At 56.1% G+C, this 18299-nt stretch carries 13 protein-coding genes; all 13 read left to right on the forward strand.

All coding sequences use genetic code 11. The annotated features are described in order from the left end of the window. The first annotated feature begins 32 nt into the window (after positions 1-32). The 13 genes from ACFCTO_RS05150 to ACFCTO_RS05210 all read left to right on the forward strand — a co-directional run bounded on the left by ACFCTO_RS05150 (position 33) and on the right by ACFCTO_RS05210 (position 18287). The gene (locus ACFCTO_RS05150) at positions 33-323 is read left to right on the forward strand and encodes a hypothetical protein (protein WP_020309663.1); all 291 of its coding nucleotides are present in this window, start codon (positions 33-35) and stop codon (positions 321-323) included. 11 nt (positions 324-334) lie between these two features. Then, positions 335-2350 (forward strand): SpoIVB peptidase S55 domain-containing protein, encoded by a 2016-nt coding sequence (locus tag ACFCTO_RS05155; protein WP_499876500.1) that lies wholly within the window; start codon positions 335-337, stop codon positions 2348-2350. A gap of 313 nt (positions 2351-2663) precedes the next feature. Further along, positions 2664-3428: an MlaE family ABC transporter permease gene (locus tag ACFCTO_RS05160; RefSeq protein WP_292107609.1), complete on the forward strand. Its 765-nt coding sequence runs from the start codon at positions 2664-2666 to the stop codon at positions 3426-3428. Between the two features lie 8 nt (positions 3429-3436). Further along, positions 3437-4189, forward strand: a complete 753-nt coding sequence (locus ACFCTO_RS05165) for an ABC transporter ATP-binding protein (RefSeq protein ID WP_292300153.1) — start codon at positions 3437-3439, stop codon at positions 4187-4189. After that, complete coding sequence (locus ACFCTO_RS05170; RefSeq protein WP_499876488.1) at positions 4186-5421, forward strand: MlaD family protein; 1236 nt, start codon at positions 4186-4188, stop codon at positions 5419-5421. The genes ACFCTO_RS05165 and ACFCTO_RS05170 overlap by 4 nt, the downstream gene beginning before the upstream one ends. Before the next feature lie 28 nt (positions 5422-5449). After that, positions 5450-7132: a TolC family protein gene (locus tag ACFCTO_RS05175; RefSeq protein WP_499876489.1), complete on the forward strand. Its 1683-nt coding sequence runs from the start codon at positions 5450-5452 to the stop codon at positions 7130-7132. A gap of 154 nt (positions 7133-7286) precedes the next feature. Continuing rightward, positions 7287-11573: a translocation/assembly module TamB domain-containing protein gene (locus ACFCTO_RS05180; RefSeq protein WP_499876490.1), complete on the forward strand. Its 4287-nt coding sequence runs from the start codon at positions 7287-7289 to the stop codon at positions 11571-11573. Positions 11574-11815: 242 nt separating this feature from the next. Further along, positions 11816-12451: a sigma-70 family RNA polymerase sigma factor gene (locus tag ACFCTO_RS05185; protein WP_418518036.1), complete on the forward strand. Its 636-nt coding sequence runs from the start codon at positions 11816-11818 to the stop codon at positions 12449-12451. 168 nt (positions 12452-12619) lie between these two features. Then, positions 12620-13219, forward strand: a complete 600-nt coding sequence (locus ACFCTO_RS05190; RefSeq protein WP_292300143.1) for a hypothetical protein — start codon at positions 12620-12622, stop codon at positions 13217-13219. 16 nt (positions 13220-13235) lie between these two features. After that, entirely contained in the window at positions 13236-15473 is a 2238-nt protein-coding gene (locus ACFCTO_RS05195; RefSeq protein ID WP_292300141.1) for a BamA/OMP85 family outer membrane protein, read from the forward strand. 18 nt (positions 15474-15491) lie between these two features. Beyond that, positions 15492-16772, forward strand: a complete 1281-nt coding sequence (locus ACFCTO_RS05200; protein WP_292300139.1) for a hypothetical protein — start codon at positions 15492-15494, stop codon at positions 16770-16772. 21 nt (positions 16773-16793) lie between these two features. Continuing rightward, entirely contained in the window at positions 16794-17342 is a 549-nt protein-coding gene (locus tag ACFCTO_RS05205) for an OmpH/Skp family outer membrane protein (RefSeq protein WP_499876491.1), read from the forward strand. Between the two features lie 9 nt (positions 17343-17351). Then, positions 17352-18287, forward strand: coding sequence for an OmpH family outer membrane protein (locus ACFCTO_RS05210; RefSeq protein WP_292261261.1), 936 nt, complete (start codon positions 17352-17354; stop codon positions 18285-18287). Positions 18288-18299 lie beyond the last annotated feature (12 nt).

The following is an 18299-nucleotide window of genomic DNA, read 5'->3' on the forward strand; positions in this document are numbered from 1 at the left end:
CAGCAGGCGGAGCTGAGAAGGAGGGAGCCGTCATGAAAAAGTTTCGCAGACTCGCCGTATTAGCTGGGTTAGCAGGTCTGATGGCTATGCCGGCCGCAGCTGCTGACGTATCGTACACGACGGTATTGAGCGGCAGCGTCGTCAGCGTAGCCCCTGTCGGTGCAGCCGTCAAAGAGGGAGATGTCCTGCTTACGGTGAATTCCCTGGCCGGTCCGATGCCGGCTGCCCGTTCTGACAAGGATGGCGTCGTCAAGACCGTCCTCGTTCAGCCGGGATCACAAGTGCAGCAAGGCGCCGTTGTCGTCGTGGTGGAAACGAAATGAGATATACCATGATGAAGAAAGTCTCCGCCTTGCGGCGTACGTTGGGCCGGGTCTGTCTGACCGCGGCCCTTTCCTGTATCCTGACTCTTTCGGCACAGGCACAGGAGTTCATGAATGTCAGTGAAGTCCAGCCGGGGATGACGGGCTATGCCAAGACCGTCGTCCACGGTACGACTATTGATACCTTCCCCGTCGAGATCTTAGGGGTCATGAAGAACAGCGGCCCGTCAGGGGACTTGGTCCTGGCCAAGTTTTCCGGGCCCCTCATTGAAGAAACGGGTGGCATCGCTCAGGGCATGAGCGGCAGCCCGGTCTATATCAATGGCAAACTGCTCGGTGCCGTCGCTTACGGCTGGTCCTTTACCAATTCCCGCGTCGGCATGATTACGCCTATCAACGATATGATCAAGCTCTGGAATGTGCCGACGAGAGAAGAAATCCGGCCTTTCAACGCCCGCGAATCATCGCTCATCCCCATTGCGACGCCGCTCATGACGTCGGGCTTCGACAGCGTGTCGACAGCGTGGATGCAGAGCAAACTGCCAGGCTATAACTTCATGCCTGTCGATACGGCTTCGGCCAGCAGCGACAGTACGGCCCTGCCCCTGGAACCGGGCAGCAGCGTCGCCGCAGCCTTCGTCAACGGCGATATGAAGATGGGTGCCATCGGGACGGTCACTTACGTCGACAACGACCAGATTGTCGCCTTTGGCCATCCCTTCCTGAAAAAGGGCAGCATCAATTATTTCATGCACAATGCCTACATCTTTACGGTCGTCAATAACCTGTCCAGTTCCTTTAAGCTGGGCTCTATCGGTGCCGAAGTGGGCAAGATCACTCAGGACCGCGGCGCCGGCATCGGCGGCCAGTATGGCTATCTGGCACCGGGCATCCCCGTCGTCATCAAGGCCAGGGATACGGACACCGACACGGCCATGACCAAGCGCGTCAAGATCATTGAAGACAATGAACTGACGCCGGTCCTGGCGGCTACGACGGTGTACAATACGGTCAATAAGACCATCGACCGCACGGGCGGTGGCACGGCGACCTTGTCGTATACCATCCGCTCTTCCAATGGCCGCGATAAGGATATTACCCGGCACAATATGTATTATTCCGAAGATAACATCAATGAAAAGAGTATCGACGAGCTTTACAATGTACTGGATATCTTGAAACATAATGAGTTCATCGACTATCCTATCCTGGACATCAACATGTCCGTCGATATCACGCAGGCCCGCAAGTCGGCGACCATCGTCGATGCGTCGGCAGCGCCTGTCGTCGTCAGCCCGGGCGATACGGTCTATTTCAAGGTCAAGCTCCACCCGTACCGCGGTGTCGATGAAGTGAAGACCATGAGCTTCACCGTCCCCAAGAACCAGCCTCTCGGCGATATGGTCCTGGAAGTGCGCGGCGGCGGCGTCATTCCTCTGCCGTACCTTATCGAAAAACAGCGCTACAATCTGACTGACGAAATCGTCCAGCGCCTGCGCCATTATAAGGATTTCAATGAACTGAAGAAGGAAATCGAAAAAGAAGATGCTAATAATGACTTGGTCATCGAAATCCTCAGCCAGGGCGTCAGCATGATCAACGAAAGCGGCACGAAAGTGAAGAAGGAAAAGATCCGCGGCAAAGAACCGGGGACCAGCGCCAAGGATGTCATCAAACCGGGCAAGCACAACATCGGCGATGAAAATCCGAACGACGCCAAATCTTCCATTCCGACACCGTATATCGTCAAAGGCGACGGCCAGATCACCATCAAAGTCGTCACGCCGGAAAAACGCGATGCTTATTTGGCCAAGAACCACAACATCAACGAAGCGAAAGCTGTCATCGGTGAAGAAACCGACGGGTCCTCGCAGGATGATGAATTGGTCAAAGCCGATAAGAGCAGCGATGACAATAAGGATACAACCAAGAAAGATGACAAGGGAAGCGACAAGAAGCCTGATAAAGGCCAGGATAAGAAATCGGCAGAACCGATCCGCACCGTCGACCTGGATATGTTCCACTAACCGTTCGTAGGGGACGCCCAAAGGGCGTCCCGCAGGCCGCAGGTCGCAGTTAGCCGTCAGCGGTCAGCCCCTAACACCTAACCACGAGCCACTAGCCACTAAACAGGCGCTGTCTTCATATGACAGCGCCTTTTCCCTTGCCATTTTTCGCATAAAATGCTATTATTTTAGCTGTAGAAAACTCAAATCGCAATTTTAGTTTTCCTTATTTTCTTTCTCACAATTTAGGCACAATTGAATACAGGTGTTTTACATCCATTTTTAATGATGGTATAGTAAAGTAGTATGATACTTAAAGAAAGGACGGTCTTTCATGCAGGAAATTTTGGAAGGCATCGGCAGTTTTACGCTCCGTGTCTTTGAACAAGTCGGCGTCATTGCCATCCTCTTTGGCCAGACCCTGCGTCAGCTGCCAAAGATACAACGCCGCCTGACCCTTGCCCAGATGGCTCATCTCGGCGTTAATTCCCTGCCTATCGTCAGCCTGACCCTGCTCTTTGCCGGCATGGTCATGACCTTGCAGATCGTCGATATTCTCTTGCGTTATGGCGCCCAGTCGACGCTGGGCGGTGTCATGTCCGTCGCCATGGGCCGTGAATTAGGCCCTATTTTAACTGGCGTCGTCATGGCAGGCCGCGTCGGTGCGGCCATGACGGCTGAAATCGGGACCATGAAGGTTACGGAACAAATCGATGCCCTGCGCTGTATGGCCGTCAATCCCATTGCCTATCTCGTCGTACCGCGCTTTGTAGCCTGCGTCGTCATGGTACCTATCCTGGCCTTTTACGGCTATGTCATCGGTACGGCCGGCGGCTACGGCGTGGCCACATTGGGCGCCGGGCTCACGCATTTCACCTATGTGAATTCCATCGAACTCTTTACGGAAGTCAGCGACGTCGTCTACGGCCTCATCAAGGCCATGTTCTTCGGCGGTATCATTGCCCTCGTCGCCTGCAATGAAGGCATGCATGCCCAGAGCGGGGCCGAAGGCGTCGGCCAGGCTACGACGAAGTCCGTCGTCACGTCGATTATTTTCATCTTTATCTGCAATTATATCTTATCGGTTCTGTTGTATTGAGGAGTGCTATGATCCGTCTTCGCAATGTGACCGTCGCCTATGGCGACCGGGTCATACTAGACAACATCAATTTAGATATCCATCAGGGCGAAACGCTGGCTATACTCGGTGCCAGCGGCTCAGGCAAGAGTACCATCCTGCGCCTGATTATCGGTTTGCAGAAGCCGACGAAAGGCCATATTTTCTTCCATGATGCCGACATTACAGGGTATGATGAGGAACAGCTGACAGCCGTGCGCCGTCATATGGGCATGGTCTTCCAGTATTCGGCTCTCTTCGATTCCATGACTGTCGGCGAGAACGTTGCCTTTGGCCTGCGCCAGCATACGAAAGACGATGAAGCGACGATCCAGCGCATCGTTGAGGAAAAACTGCGTCTTGTCGGCCTGGAGGGCATCGAAGATATGATGCCCAACGATTTATCAGGCGGCATGAAGAAGCGCGTCAGCCTGGCCAGGGCCATTGCCCTGGACCCGCAGGTCATCCTCTACGATGAACCGACAGCCGGCCTGGACCCGCTGCGCTGTATGGATATCAACCGCCTGGTCGTCAGCATGCAGAAGCAGATCCATGCGACGTCAGTCATCGTCACCCACGACATGGACTCCGCTTTTTATGTGGCTGACCGCCTGGCTTATTTACAAGACGGGCGCTTCCAGCTCATTGCCGATAAGAAGACCTTTGCCCATACAGATGATGAGGAAGTGCAGCGCTTTATCCACGGCGGGCGTCTTCCAGAAGAAAGAGGGGATAGCCTATGAAGTGGAGTGCAGAAGCAAAAGTGGGATTGGTCACTATTGTCGGCGTCCTCTTATTTACCTTTGTCGTCCTGACCCTGGCTCATGCCGAAATCTTTGGTAAGCCCGGCTTTGTCGTCCATACGGAATTCAAAGATGCCAATGGGTTGCAAAAAGGGAATTCCGTCCGCTATGTCGGCGTTCACGTCGGCAAAGTCGAAAGTGTGAAACCGTCCCGCCACGGCGTCGACGTAGCTATGAAATTAGAAAAGGGGACGGAAATCCCCCGCGATTCCAAAGTGACGATTACGACGGACGGCCTGCTCGGCGAAAAAATCGTGGCCATTACACCGGGGAATGACAAGAATCATTTTCTCGCTGATGGAGATTACATCGATGGCACACAGAGCAAGAACATGGACGATATGATGGACAGTGCCGGCAAGCTCATGGGCAGTGCTGACGATATGGTCAAGAATATCAATGCCATCATCGGCGATGAAAAGACGCAGGCCGCTATGCGCGGTTCCATCCAGAACATCGACGATATTACCGGCAAGACGAGCCAGATGATGGATGCCAATGCCGGCAATATCCAGCAGATTACGGCCAATATGGCAGCCATGACGGCCCAGATGAACGCGTCCATGCAGAACCTTGACGGTGACGGCGCGGCTTCGGCCAACGTCCGGGCGACAGCGGCCAACATGAAGCAGATAACGGACCGCTTTGAAACTATTGCTCAGTCGATGGAAAAGATGACGACGGATCCGCAGACCCAGGCCAATATTCAGACGACGCTGAATAATACGGCCCAGATTACAACAAAAGTGAATAAGATACTCGGCGGCGCATCGGATATCAAAGTCCAGGGCGAAGCCGGACTCTTATATAATACGACCAAGAATGAGACCAGCGGCACTGTAAATTTTAAGGTGTACCGTGGCGATACGTTCGGCCTCGTCGGGGCAGAGAACATCGGCAACGGTACGAACCTCAACTTGCAGTACGGCCGCCGCGGCCGCCTGTTCGACACGCGGGCCGGCCTGATCAACGGCGACCTCGGTGCGGGCTTCGATTTCTTCCAGGACGGGCCTTTCCGCTTGTCCCTGGAAGGCTATGATCCCGATGACTGGCGCTTCCGTTTGAAAGCCCAGTACCGCCTGGCGCCGGATCTCTATCTCTTCAGCCAGTTCACGCGGCCCATGAGTCGCAGTGACGGTGGCAATTATTATGGTATTAACTACGCTTTTTAGCAGATTATAGAAATAAACGGGGGTACCCATGATGAACAACAAACTGTACAAGAAATTGGTCATCGCCATGATGATTACGACCATAAGCGCAGTCGCCGCCGCTTCGGCAGCGGATACGACGGCTTCTGTCCGTCCTGTCGACTTAGCGCAGGCCGATGCGATCCAGTCCCGCGCCAAGGCGGAACAGCAGGAAATCAAGGCTGAAAAGGCTCAGCAGAAGAAAGCCGCCAAGGCCGAAGCCAAAGCCAAGAAGGCTGCCGACGCCGTCCGGCCCGTAGACATTACGCCGGAACTGCGCGAAGAACTGGCTCAGAAAATCGCTGATGATGCCGCCAAGAGTGCTGAAAAAGCAGCGGATAAGCGGGCGAAGAACCAGGAAGTCGACCCGGTCATCGTCATCGGCCGCGTACCGACCAATGGCACTGTCGATTTGAACCTGCCCAAGACCGTTCAGATGGCCCTCGATTACAACCGGGATATCAAGAATTCCCAGTACGCCCTGAAGAAGGCTGAATATGCCATTAATCAGGCCCAGGCAGGCAAGAAGCTGACTGTCGATTACAACTTTGGTGCCCAGCGCAGCCGGGCTACGGATGCCGCTACGTATAGTCGTGCTGCTAGTCTTATGGGAGGTGCCAATAGTGTCAGCAATGCTTTTTCCAATGGCATTTCTGTAAATATTCCGCTGTATACGGGCGGCCTCGTTGAAGGGAAAATCGACGTTGCTAAATTAGGCAAGACCAGTGCCCAGGAAGAAATCCTGCGCGTCGAACAGGCGACGAAATACTCGGCTATTGAAGGCTATTACGGTCTCCTGGCTTATCAGGAACTGCAGGGCGTCTACCATGAAGCCGTCGACAATCTCCAGGGCCACTTGGACAACGTCCAGGCCCAGTACAACGTCGGCACCAAGGCCAAAGTCGACGTCCTCTCGTCCGATGTCTCCCTGGCCAACGCCAAGACGACGGCCATTACGGCAGATAACAACGTCGCTGTGGCCGAATCGAACTTGAACAACATCCTCGGCCTGCCCTTGGAAACGAAGCTCAACCTGGCCGACCATCAGCTTCCCTTCGATACCTATAACATTTCCCTTCAGGAAGCGACGGATTACGCCATGAAGTATCGGCCGGAAGTCCTCCAGGCAGCCATTGCCGTCCAGGAAGCGGAACGCAATATCGACATCGCCGATGCCGGCAATAAACCGACAGTAGCTATTACGGGCGGTAATGATTGGGCCGATAATACCTTCCCTGGCATCGATGCCAATAAGCGCAGCTGGAAAGTAGCTGCTGGCGTCACCTATAATTTCTATGACGGCGGCGCGACGAAGGCTAAAGTCAACCAGGCTAAACAGGATCTCCTTGTGGCCCGTGAAACGGAACAGAAGACCCGCGAAGCCGTCCAGCTGGAAGTCAAGCAGGCCTACCTCAACATCCGCAGTGCCGCCCAGAAGGTCGAAGAAACGCAGACCGTCGTCGACCAGGCCCGTGAAAACTATCGTATCCAGAATATCCGTTACCAGGCCGGCGTCGGCATCAACCTGGACGTCCTCGATGCCCAGCTGAGCCTCAACGAAGCCCAGGTCAACCACATCCAGGCCCTGTACGACTACAACGTCGGCATTGCCAAACTGGAACAGGTCATGGGCGTCGATGTCGAATCGGGTGTCATCCATCCGTCTTTGACGGCGACGACATATCGGGGATAAACAGGACTTAAAGAGATGATGACAGGTTTTTAACAATTTACAAGGGAAATATCCTATTTATCATCTATTTCTTGATTTTCCTCAACTCCATAGGTAGAATAAAGAGAGAATTGTAACGTGCGATTCTCTCTTTTTTTGTATGCGGAGCTCGATTATGAAGAAAAAATGGATGGCTGCCTGTGGCGTCACGGCCTTCTTCCTGTCTGCAGGGATTGCCCTGTGGATGGAAAAGCCGGCTCTGACCCAGATGGCTGGCCAGGCGATTACGACAACTGCAAACAGTAAATTGAACGGGACCTTGTCGTTTTCTTCACTGGATATATCCTTGAATGGCCAGCTGGTCATGGCCAAGCCGGTCATTAAAGATACACAAGGGCGGGTCGTCATCGAAGGCGACGCCGTTCGGGTCTATGTCAATCCCGGTAAGATCATGACGGCCCTGAAGCAGGGCGAAATCCTGCAGGCCCTGGATACGGCCGATGTCGATGCGCCGGTCTTGCATCTCTGGCAGAATGAAGACGATGGCACGTGGAACGTGGCGTCGCTCATCAAGAAGAATCAGAGTACGACCGATGCCGGGTTCCGCGGGGCCATCAACGTCCACAACGGGACTATTGACGCCCAATTACCGGACAGCACGGTCGTCACCGGAGAAAACGTCAACGGCAGCGTGGCCTTTGCCGATTATCCGTCGCTGGCCATTGATGCGTCCATGACCGTCGATGGCCAAACGGTGACGGCCCACGGGACGTATGCCTCGAACCGCCAGTATGACTTCACTGTCAGCGCCGACGTCATCAACGGGACTTATGCATCGTCATTCATCCCGTCGTCGGCCGATGTCGTCATCCGCAGCGGGACTGTCGAAAATGTCAAAGTACGCGTTGCGGACAGCCACAACGGCTTTTTCCTGTCCGGCCAGGCCGACGTATCTGACGGCCACGTCACCGTCCAGGGCCTCGAGGTAGACGGCCTGAAAGGCCATGCGGCCCTGACGAGCAAAGATATTACTTTATCGGACGTCGAAGGCCGTGTCAACGGCCAGGACTTCCGCGTCGGCGGGACTATCGTGACCAACGGCGACACGCCGGTATTCAACCTGAACGTCGACGTCCCGGGAGCCGACGTGACGGCCTTTGCCGATTATCTGCCCGTTGCCATCAGCGGGACAGCCGGTTTCAAAGGGACGGTCTGGGGGACGGTACAGGACGTGAATGCCCGCGGTACAGCGTCTCTGCACGATATGACTTATAACGGCTATACCGTCGATGAAGCCCAGGCAGATTTGATTTACAGTCAGAACCGGATCGATATCGATTCCCTGACGGCCCAGGCCTATGGCGCTTCCCTGAGCGGGAAGGGCGTCTATGACATCCAGAGCGGTGCCTATGAAGCCGATGCCGACGTAGACGGACTGGACATCTCGGCCGTGCCCGGCGTGCCTGTGGCCGTCATGGGGAGTCTGTCGGCGTCGCTCCACGCAGCCGGCAACAGTAAGGATAACTCGATCATGGCGACAGGCCACGTGACGGCAGGGGACCTGTCTTATAATGGCCTGACTGTCGACTCGGCAGCCGGCGATGTGGCCTATGATGGCCGCGTCATGACCTTGCGCAGCGGTCACGCTGACCTGGCAGGAGGAAGTATCGACGTCAGCGGTTCTTATGAAGTGGACAGCCAGACGCCGCACTTGACCTTTACCGGCCATGACCTGCCCCTCGACGCCGCCTCGCCCTTTGTGTCCCTCCCTATGGATGGAACGGCTGATTTGTCCGGCCACATCGAAGGGCAGCAGTGGGATGTGGCCTTCAATGCCTGCAGCGGCCAGATCAAAGGCGTCCCCTTCGACAGCATCGACGGGACGGCCCGGGGACAGGGCAGCCGCATCGAACTCCCGGCCCTCTACTGGCGCCGCGGTGATGGGACCCACACCCTGCGCGGCCAGGCGGACCTGGATGCCCGAACGATACAGGCATCGCTGACGACGGCGCATATGCGCATCGAACAGCTCCTGCCGGCCATCGGCAAGGCAGACCTGCCGCTCACTGGCTGGGCCGATAATACGATTACCCTCAGCGGCAGCCTGGATAATCCGACGGCTTCCGGCTCGTTCCGCCTGACCAGCGGATCCTATGCAGGCTACCTCTATAAGAATGTCAGCGCCGATTACCGCCTGGATAATGGGACAGTCTATCTCTCGAACGGCGATATTTCTTCCTACACGGCATCCCTGGCCCTGTCCGGTTCCATCGGCGATACGCTCAATCTCGATTTGACCGGGAAGAACGTCGAGATTTCCCGCCTGGTACCGCAGAACAAGACGCCGCGCAGCGGATCTTTCGACGTCCAGGCCCATATCGGCGGCAGCCTGGACAATCCGACGGTAGCCGGTTCACTGACGGCGGTCAATCTGGTCATCAACCACATGGCCCTGAACAATATCCACGGCGATTTTGCCTATTATGACAATATGCTGCGCCTGACGGACCTTCATTTCGCCCAGCTCGGCGGGACGTATGACGGCAATTTATTGTATAATACGAAATCGTCCCTCCTGCGGGGCCAGGCGACGGTCGTCAACGGCGACATTGCCGGCCTGCTCAAGGTCGCGGCCCTGCCGGTACAGGATATTGCCGGCAAGCTGAATGGCCAGGTCGACATCAGCGGCACAGGTGACAACCCGACGGTCTCCATGAAGGGGACCATCAGTGACGCTTCTTTCGGCGGCCAGGCCGTCGAACCGGCTGACATCGACGTCCAGATGGAAAATGGTGTCGTCACCATCAACAAGATGGCCCTGAACATCGGCAGCGGCGTCCTGGCTGCCCAAGGGACGTATGCCCTGCACGGTCCGGTGAAATTGTCCGTCGCTGCTAAGCAGTTCCCGGCCAAGGCCCTGACCGACGTTCTGGGACATAAAGACTTCGTCGTCGATGCGCCTATCGACTTTGCCGCTGACCTGAGCGGTACAGGCGATGACCTCCAGGCCGACGTATCGGCCCAGCTGGGAAGCGGCACGGCCAACGGCATTTCCTTTACGGGCGCTTATGCCCTGTTCAACATCCGCAACGGACTGATCACTTTGCAGCAGGCCAGCGGCAGCCGCGACCCCTATAAGGTCAGCGCACACGGTACCATTCCCGTCAGCGCCTTGTCTGGCGGCAAGACCGGCGAATCCATGGACCTTTCGCTGCAGCTCGATAACGCCGGCCTCGATGTCCTGACTTTCCTGACGCCTTACGTCACCGAAGCCGACGGTCCCATCCAGGGGGCCGTCAAAATCGGCGGAACTCTGGATGCGCCGACGGTCAACGGCGATATTGCCATCAAGAACGGCACCATCAAGTTCAAGGACACGGCTTATCCCCTGGCCAACATCAATGCTGACCTGGCCTTCAAAGGCCGTTCGGCCGTCCTCAGCGGCAGCGGTACTATGGATAAGAAAGGGAAGAAGAATCCCGGCAGCATCAGCCTTGACGGCAAAGCCGCCTGGAGTGGCCGCAGCTTAGATTCGTATTCCCTGGCGGCTGATTTTTCAGGCCTCTATCTGAATTGCCCTTATTACGACGGTCCCATTACGGGCTATGTCAACGTCACGCCTGGTGACGGGCGGCCTAAAGTGAGCGGCCTCATGCAGGTCGACAATACGACTGTCGACATCCCCCTGGCCCTGGCCAGCAGCAGTGAAGGGCCCGATTTGGACCTGGACTTCACCCTGACTTTGGGCAACAAGGTCCGCCTGTACAATCCGGCTCTGTACGACTTGATGGTCAATGGGTCGGTCACCTTCCAGGGCAACCTCAATCATCCCCATCCGTCGGGCCGCTTTGAAGCGACGCGGGGAACCGTCCATTATTTGGACACCAATTTCCGCGTGACCAAGGCTAAGGCCGATTTCTCACGGTATGATTCCTTCCTGCCCTATGTCGACGCTGAAGGCTTCAGCCGCGTCGGCCAGTACAATGTCATGCTGACCCTGCGAGGTCAGGCGGACAACATGGACCTCATGCTCCGCTCCGACCCGCCCCTGACGAAGCAGCAGATCGTATCGCTCATTACCCTGCGCAACAGCGGCGGCCGCCCCCAGAGCTCCCTCAGCGAGGAAGATATGGACAGCCTCCTCGGATCGGGCATCCGCATGACCCTGAACAGCCTGGGCCTTACACAGAGCCTGGAAAAGGCCTTGTCCCTGGATATGCTCACCGTCACCAACGGCTCGCTGAACCTCAATGATAAGAATACCGATGTGAGCCGCAACTATTACAACATTGAAATGGGGAAATACCTGTTCAACGACTTCATGGTCACGGCGGCCTTCGGCATCAACCACGGTGACGACCGCTTCGGCTTCATGTACGACCTGGGCAGCAAGTTCAGCGTCAACGCCTGGACGTCCGACGACGACAGTTTCATCGGCGGTGTCTATAAGTATTCGTTTTGATTCCGTATATGGGGTCATGCCGTTGCATCCGGGGATTGATGGCAGGACGCCATACATACAGGAATAACGGGAAGGAAACATGTCCTGAAGCGGGCTTGCCACGTGCAAGCCCCTACAGATGGGACACAGGCCCATCCCTGTATATGTGTGGATACGCCATTGCCTTTGTAGGGGCGCCCACGTGGGGCGCCCGTCCCTATATATGTGTGAATTCCATTTGAATGAAAAGGTGGTGAAAGGCCATGTTAGACGATTATCTGAAAGAACTACAGCACATCACCCTGCTCCAGCCCGACGAAGAACGGGCCCTGTGGCAGGCCTATAAGGACGAGGGGAATCTGGAGGCCCGCAGCCGCCTCATCGAGCAGTACCAGCCCCTGGTCTTCAAAGAGACCATGCGCTGGCACATCCATCGCGATGTCCTGTCCGACGCCCTGCAGGAAGGGACGCTGGGCCTCATCGAAGCCGTGGAACGCTATGATTACCGCCGTGGCGTGGCCTTCCCGCTCTTTGCCGTCCACCGCATCCGCGGGGCCATCCTGGACTATCTGAAGCGCGAAGGCGCCGTCAGCGCCGTATCCCTTGACGAACCGGATGAACGGGGCGTGACATTGCAGGATACACTCTGCGATGAGCGCCAGGACCCTGTCGCAGCCACGAGCCGCCAGCTGTTGCTGGAAAAGGTCGGCCACGTCTTGAAAAGGCTGCCCGAAAAGGAACAGGCCGTCGTCGAAGGCGTGTACCTGAACGACGTGGAGCAGAAGCACCTGGCCAAGAGCCTGGACGTCAGCCTGCCTTACGTCTACCGCCTGCAGAAACGGGGCATCCGCCGCGTGCGCGGCATGCTCAGCCGGTTCATCCATGAGAGCCGCCACTAAAATTTTTTTACATTTTCTTAAAATTGACCCGTTTTTAGGTGAAAATAATCGAAAAATGCTGTAAAATATAGATTATGGCATGTTTTTGCGCCTTTTTGCCGGTATAAATTCATACGGCCTTTGCCGATTTTATAAGAGTATTCGTCTAGGCAGAAAGGAGAAGGCTGTATGAAACATTCCCAACGCGACACGGTTCACCGGGTCCGGGCCGTCCGGTCCTGGCTGGAAAAGGCCGAAGCCTCGTTTGATGAAGAGTCCGATATCAAGGGCGAACTCAATCTGATGCTGGCCGAAGCGGAAATGAAGAATTTGCGCAAACACCATCCAGTCAGCAGGAACTGGCTGCGGACCGGTGCCATGGTCACGGCCTTCTGCCTGGCGCTGGGCGGCTGGTATGCCTTCCGCCTGACCGGGCCGGAAGAACGGCCGCCGGCCGTCGAGGCCGTCGTCCAGGAGACGGCGGCAGGGAATGAAGCGGACCGGGACCCGGTGGATACGGCTGCGCCTGTGGCCGAGCCGGTCCCGACAGGCAGCGTGCAGCCCCCTGTCCAGGAAGGACCAGCACCGGTGGCAGCATCTGCGCCGCCAGCAGCTCCTGCCGGAGACGAACTGCCTGTGCAGCCAGCCGCGACGGCTGCAGCCGTACCGGAACCGCCAGCAGCGGCTCCGGTACGGGTGGAAAGGAAGGCTGTCTTGTCGGACCGCCAGGTACAAGCTACTGTACAAGAAGCACGTCATACCTTGCGCGGTACAGGTATTACGAAATAGATAATGGAGGATTTTTATGAATATGCGGAAGAAAAAACTTCTCGCCCTGATGGTAACCAGTGCGATGATGACGTGCCCTGTTTGGGCTGATGATACGACGGCGGCGACAGGTTATGAGTCGTCGGGCAGCCAGACGGTTACATCTGGCTCGGCAGCCGCTCCGGCGGATGACCAGAAAACAGCTGTCAATACGGTCGTAACCTCGCCTAACGATGAAACGACAGCCGATGCCATGAAAGCGGCTAAATCGGGCCTGACGGGCTATGAAACGGCAGAAGAACTGGCAGCCATTGCGGCTGGCAAGAGTCCGGCTGCAGTTCAGCAGGAAACAGCAGAAGCCGTCCACAAGGAAAATGAAATCCTCAACCCGGCTCCTGTCGATACGACGCCGCAGATTACGGGCGATAAAGTCAGCTACATGAGCGGTACCAGCGACATGCAGTTCGATACGTCCATCCCCGGCTATCCCCTGGCCGTCATCCAGGCCGGCCAGGACGTGGCCCTGCCTTATGGGGAAGCCGTCACCGATGCCGACTTGAAACCCTATATCGACAAAGTAGCCACTTCTGTTACGGTCGGCCCCGTACCGGAAGCCCAGATCGAACAGAAACTCCTGCCGCAGCTGGCCATGCGCGTCGGCGATGCCGTCAACATGGACTACATCCGTCACGACCTCAACGTCATCGGTGCGACGGGTCTGTTCTCGACGGTCAAGCCGTCCTTTACGACCGTACCGGAAGGCGTTTCCCTGAACTATACGGTCCAGATGAATCCGGTCGTCAAGAAAATCGACATCGTCGGCAACGAATCCCTCAGTACAGGTGATTTGATGAAACTCGTCGCCACGACGCCGGGCACGACGCTCAACACCGCCGTCGTCAGCCACGACGTAGCCAATATCAACACGGCCTTTGCCAATGCCGGTTATATGATGAGCCGCGTCTCCGATGTCCGCCTCGACGACGAAGGCGTTTTGCACATTGCTATTTCTGAACCGCGCATCGAAAATATCAATCTCCGCGGCAATACCAAGACCAAGAATAAAGTCATCATGCGTGAACTGCGCATGAAGAAGGGCGATATCTTCAACAAGAACGCGGCCAGCCGCAGTATCCAGCGTGTTTACAACACGGGCTATTTTGAAGACGTCAACGTCCGCCTCCTGCCGGGTCAGCGCAATCCCAAAGACGTTATCGTCGAAATCGACGTCACCGAACAGAAGACAGGTTCGGTCACCATCGGTGCCGGTTATTCTGACTCCGACGGCCTGGTCGGCATCCTCGGCCTGGCTGAAACGAACCTGCGCGGTACGGGCGATAAGGTCAATATCAGCTGGGAATTCGGCGGCAATACGGATACCAACAAGAACTACATCTTCTCGTATACCCATCCGTACCTCAACGACGCCGGCGACTCCATCGGCTTCAGCATTTTCGACCGCGAATCGGAATACGACGACTACAATGAAAAAGGCAATTCCGTCGCTGAATACGACCGCCGGACCAATGGCTTCAACGTCACGTACGGCCGCGTCCGCAGCGAATACGTCAGCGACTACGTCACTTTGGAAACGAAGCGGACGAAATACACCGATTATGACAGTGGGGCAGAGTATAAAAAATGGGTCAACGATGATGGTCAAGATTTTGGCCGTTGGGGTGGCGATTTAGATAGATATCGTAATTACTTAAATAATAACTTCGGCCGTACCAATAGCCTGACCTGGTCCCACGTCTTCGATAACCGCGACAACGTCTACGACCCGACGAAAGGCAAGCGCCTGTCCTTTACGGGCACCTGGGCCGGCCACGGCATGGGCGGTGACTTCGACTACTTCAAATTCATTGCCGAAAACCGCCTGTACTATAAAGTCGGCCGGGCCCACGTCATCGCCGTCCGCCTCATGGGCGGTATCGCCACCGGCGATATGCCCTACAACGACCTGTTCACTCTCGGCGGCGCCGACAACCTGCGCGGCTATGAAGACGATGAATTCCGCGGCAACAAGATGTACGAAGCGACCATCGAATACCGCTATCCCATTGCCAAGAAGATCCAGGGCGTCGTCTTTACCGACGTGGGCAATGCCTGGGGTGGCGTAGAAAATATCCCCTGGTACCATGAAAACAATAAACTCCATTACTCCGGTGGCCTTGGCTTCCGCATTACCACGCCAATCGGGCCTATCCGCCTGGATTACGGCGTAGGCCAGGATGGCGGCAAGTTCCACTTCAGCTTTGGCGGTAAGTTCTAAGACAATGAAAGGTCGTGGATGATGAAGATCCGCACTTATTTATTGACTGTCTTTGCCGTCTGTGCTAGTCTTAGTAGTGCTACAGCAGCATCGGTAGAACAAGTGACGGTCCATGTCGCCTCCGTAGAGGAGGCGATTCCGCCATTAGTCGAGAAACGTATTGCTGCCAGCATCCAAACTGTAGGGAACCACGTATTCCTCAACCACGACAACGGGGAAATCGTCAGCCGTCATGAAGAATACGAGCGAACCGTCAATGATATCATCAACCGCGTCCTCATAGGCTATACGGTGGAATCCATTGCCATCCATCCCGGCAGCCGGACGGACTTGGATGTGCGCATCCGCCCCTGGGGCGATACGATCCGCAAAGTCCACTTTGTTATCGACTACGGCGCTCTGCCGGCGATGGGCCAGGCCCTGGTCGATAAGGACCTGGAACACGCCGGGGATATGGCTGAGAGCCTGCTCACGGGACTGCCCGTCGATGCCCTGGATTGGGCTAATGGCGCCGTCAAGTCGGTCCTGGAGAATGAACTGGAAGACCGGGTGCCGGAATTCTATCCGCACATCGTCATCCACGGCGGGCCCGAGACAGACGTCACGGTCTACATGCTGCCCAAGCTGCCTGTCGTGCGCAACGTCCGCGTCGCCATCAAGGGCGATGATGTGCCCAAGGTCATCTTCCTCAGCGCCCGCAACCATCTGGAACGGGACTATGCCGGACTGGACGGCCTGCCTGTCGCCTTCGTTCAGCGCCATGAGCGGGACATCGCCGCAGCCTTGCAGGAAGACGTCCAGCGTCAGTGGGTCGTCAAGAACTACGGCCTTCACGTGACGCCGTCCTTGTCGCTCGGTGAGGATACGACCATCGACCTTACGTCGAAGACGGCTTTTTATGACATCCGCGGCGGCGCCTATATCGACGCCGGCCGTGACCACAGCAGCGACGAAGATACGGTCCTCATGGCCCATCTGGGCCGCAAAATCGGCAGTCATCACGAAATCTACGGCGCCGTCAAGTTCATGCCGTCTTCGCTGGACTGGAATTTCATTCCCGGCTACTTTTACCGCTTTGCCGGCGGAACACAGGCGGGATACCAGTTCGAGAGCCTCGACGACAGCCAGCACCTGTGGCTGCGCCAGCCCTTAGGCGGGCGGTGGACCCTGCGCTACGACCGGGACCTGACGCATGACGATTCCGAAGTCGGCCTGCACTATCGCGTCGATGATTATGTCGGTTTGGAATATATCGTGTCCGACCACGATGCTTGGCTCCGGATTATCGGTTATTTGTAATACAAAAGGAGAAGTTTTATTATGATGTCTGAAATAGGTAAGAAACGCAATATCAAGATTTTTTCGGCTGTTATCGCAGCTATCTTCGTCTTCAGTGTCGCCGGCCTGGCTATCATGCAGACGGGCAACCCTGTCAATGCGGCTCCGTCGAGCAACATCGGCGTCGTCGATACGAGCGAGATCATCACTCCTGATAATCAGGATGCCGTTGCGGCACAGAAACAGCTCCAGCAGGCTGGCGAAGACATGCAGAAACAGTTTGAACAGCAGTCGGCCGGCATGGACGACCAGCAGAAACAGCAGCTCTTCCAGAAGATGCAGGGCGAACTGGCTACGAAACGCCAGGAAATCTTCAAAGGCATCAAAGATAAAGTCGACACGGCTGTCAGCGATGTTGCCAAGACCAAAGGCCTCAGCCTCGTCGTCGACAAGAGCGTCGTCCTCTATGGCGGTACGGATATTACCGACCAGGTCGCTAAAGAACTGAACAAGAACTCTGGCTCCAGCAGCTCCGACAGCAGCGCCAACAGCTCCAGCAGTTCGGACAGCTCCAGCAGCAGTAACCAGTAAGGAGTCTTTATGAAACGGATATATGCGGCAGCCGGTGCCGCGGTCCTCATGGTCTGTCTCCTCGCCGGCTGGTGGTTCTTCAGCCACCGCAGCCAGCCGGCCCCGTCGACAGCTGCGACGCCGGTCTATGCCTATGCAGACCTGGAACACGTCGTCATGAGCCACCCGCGTTATAGCGAGTATCACCATTTAGAACTGGAATACAACGCTATGGTTGCCCAATATCAGTTTGAACAGTGGAACTATTCCCAGAAGGCTGCTGCCGAAGGGACGTCGGTCCAGAATTTTGCCGCTGCCGACGCCGCAGGTACGGCAGCCCTCGACCAGGAACTGCAGGCCAAAGTCGCCCTCAAAGAGAACGAGCTCAACAACCGGCTGAAACAGCGGTATGATTCGCTCGTCCAGGAAAAGAAGAAGACGACGCCTGTCATTTCCCAGGCCGACACGTTGAAAATCGTCAATCTCCAGTTGAAGCTGAAGACCCTGTCCCTGTCTAAAGAAGAACGGGCAGCGACAGAGGAACAGCTCCAAACCTTGCTCAAAGGCAGCCAGGCTGACGTCCAGGTGACCAACCGGACAGCCGATGAAATCGCGGCCCTCATGGCACCGGATAAGGCCCAGGCCAAGAAAGAGCTCGATGACTACGCCCAGCAGGTCAAGAAAGACCTGGAAGGACGCAAGGCAGACAGCCAGCAGGTTTTCCAGCAGCAGCTGGGCGTCTTGCAGGACCGGCCGGAACCGGCTGTGTGGAACAAGGAATGGAAAGATAAACTCGATGCAAAAGAAAAAGAAATGAAAGATGTGAAAGACGCCATCATGGCAGATATCCGCGATAAAGCCGCTGATGTCGCCCAGGAACAGGGCTTTGAGATGATCTTCGCCAACTACGAAGGCATCGGCACGGCTACGGATGTTACCGATGATATTATTGCCAAGTTGGCATAACAGGAGGCTTTT

Source organism: Megasphaera indica (genome assembly GCF_046614755.1).
Classification (GTDB): domain Bacteria; phylum Bacillota; class Negativicutes; order Veillonellales; family Megasphaeraceae; genus Megasphaera; species Megasphaera intestinihominis.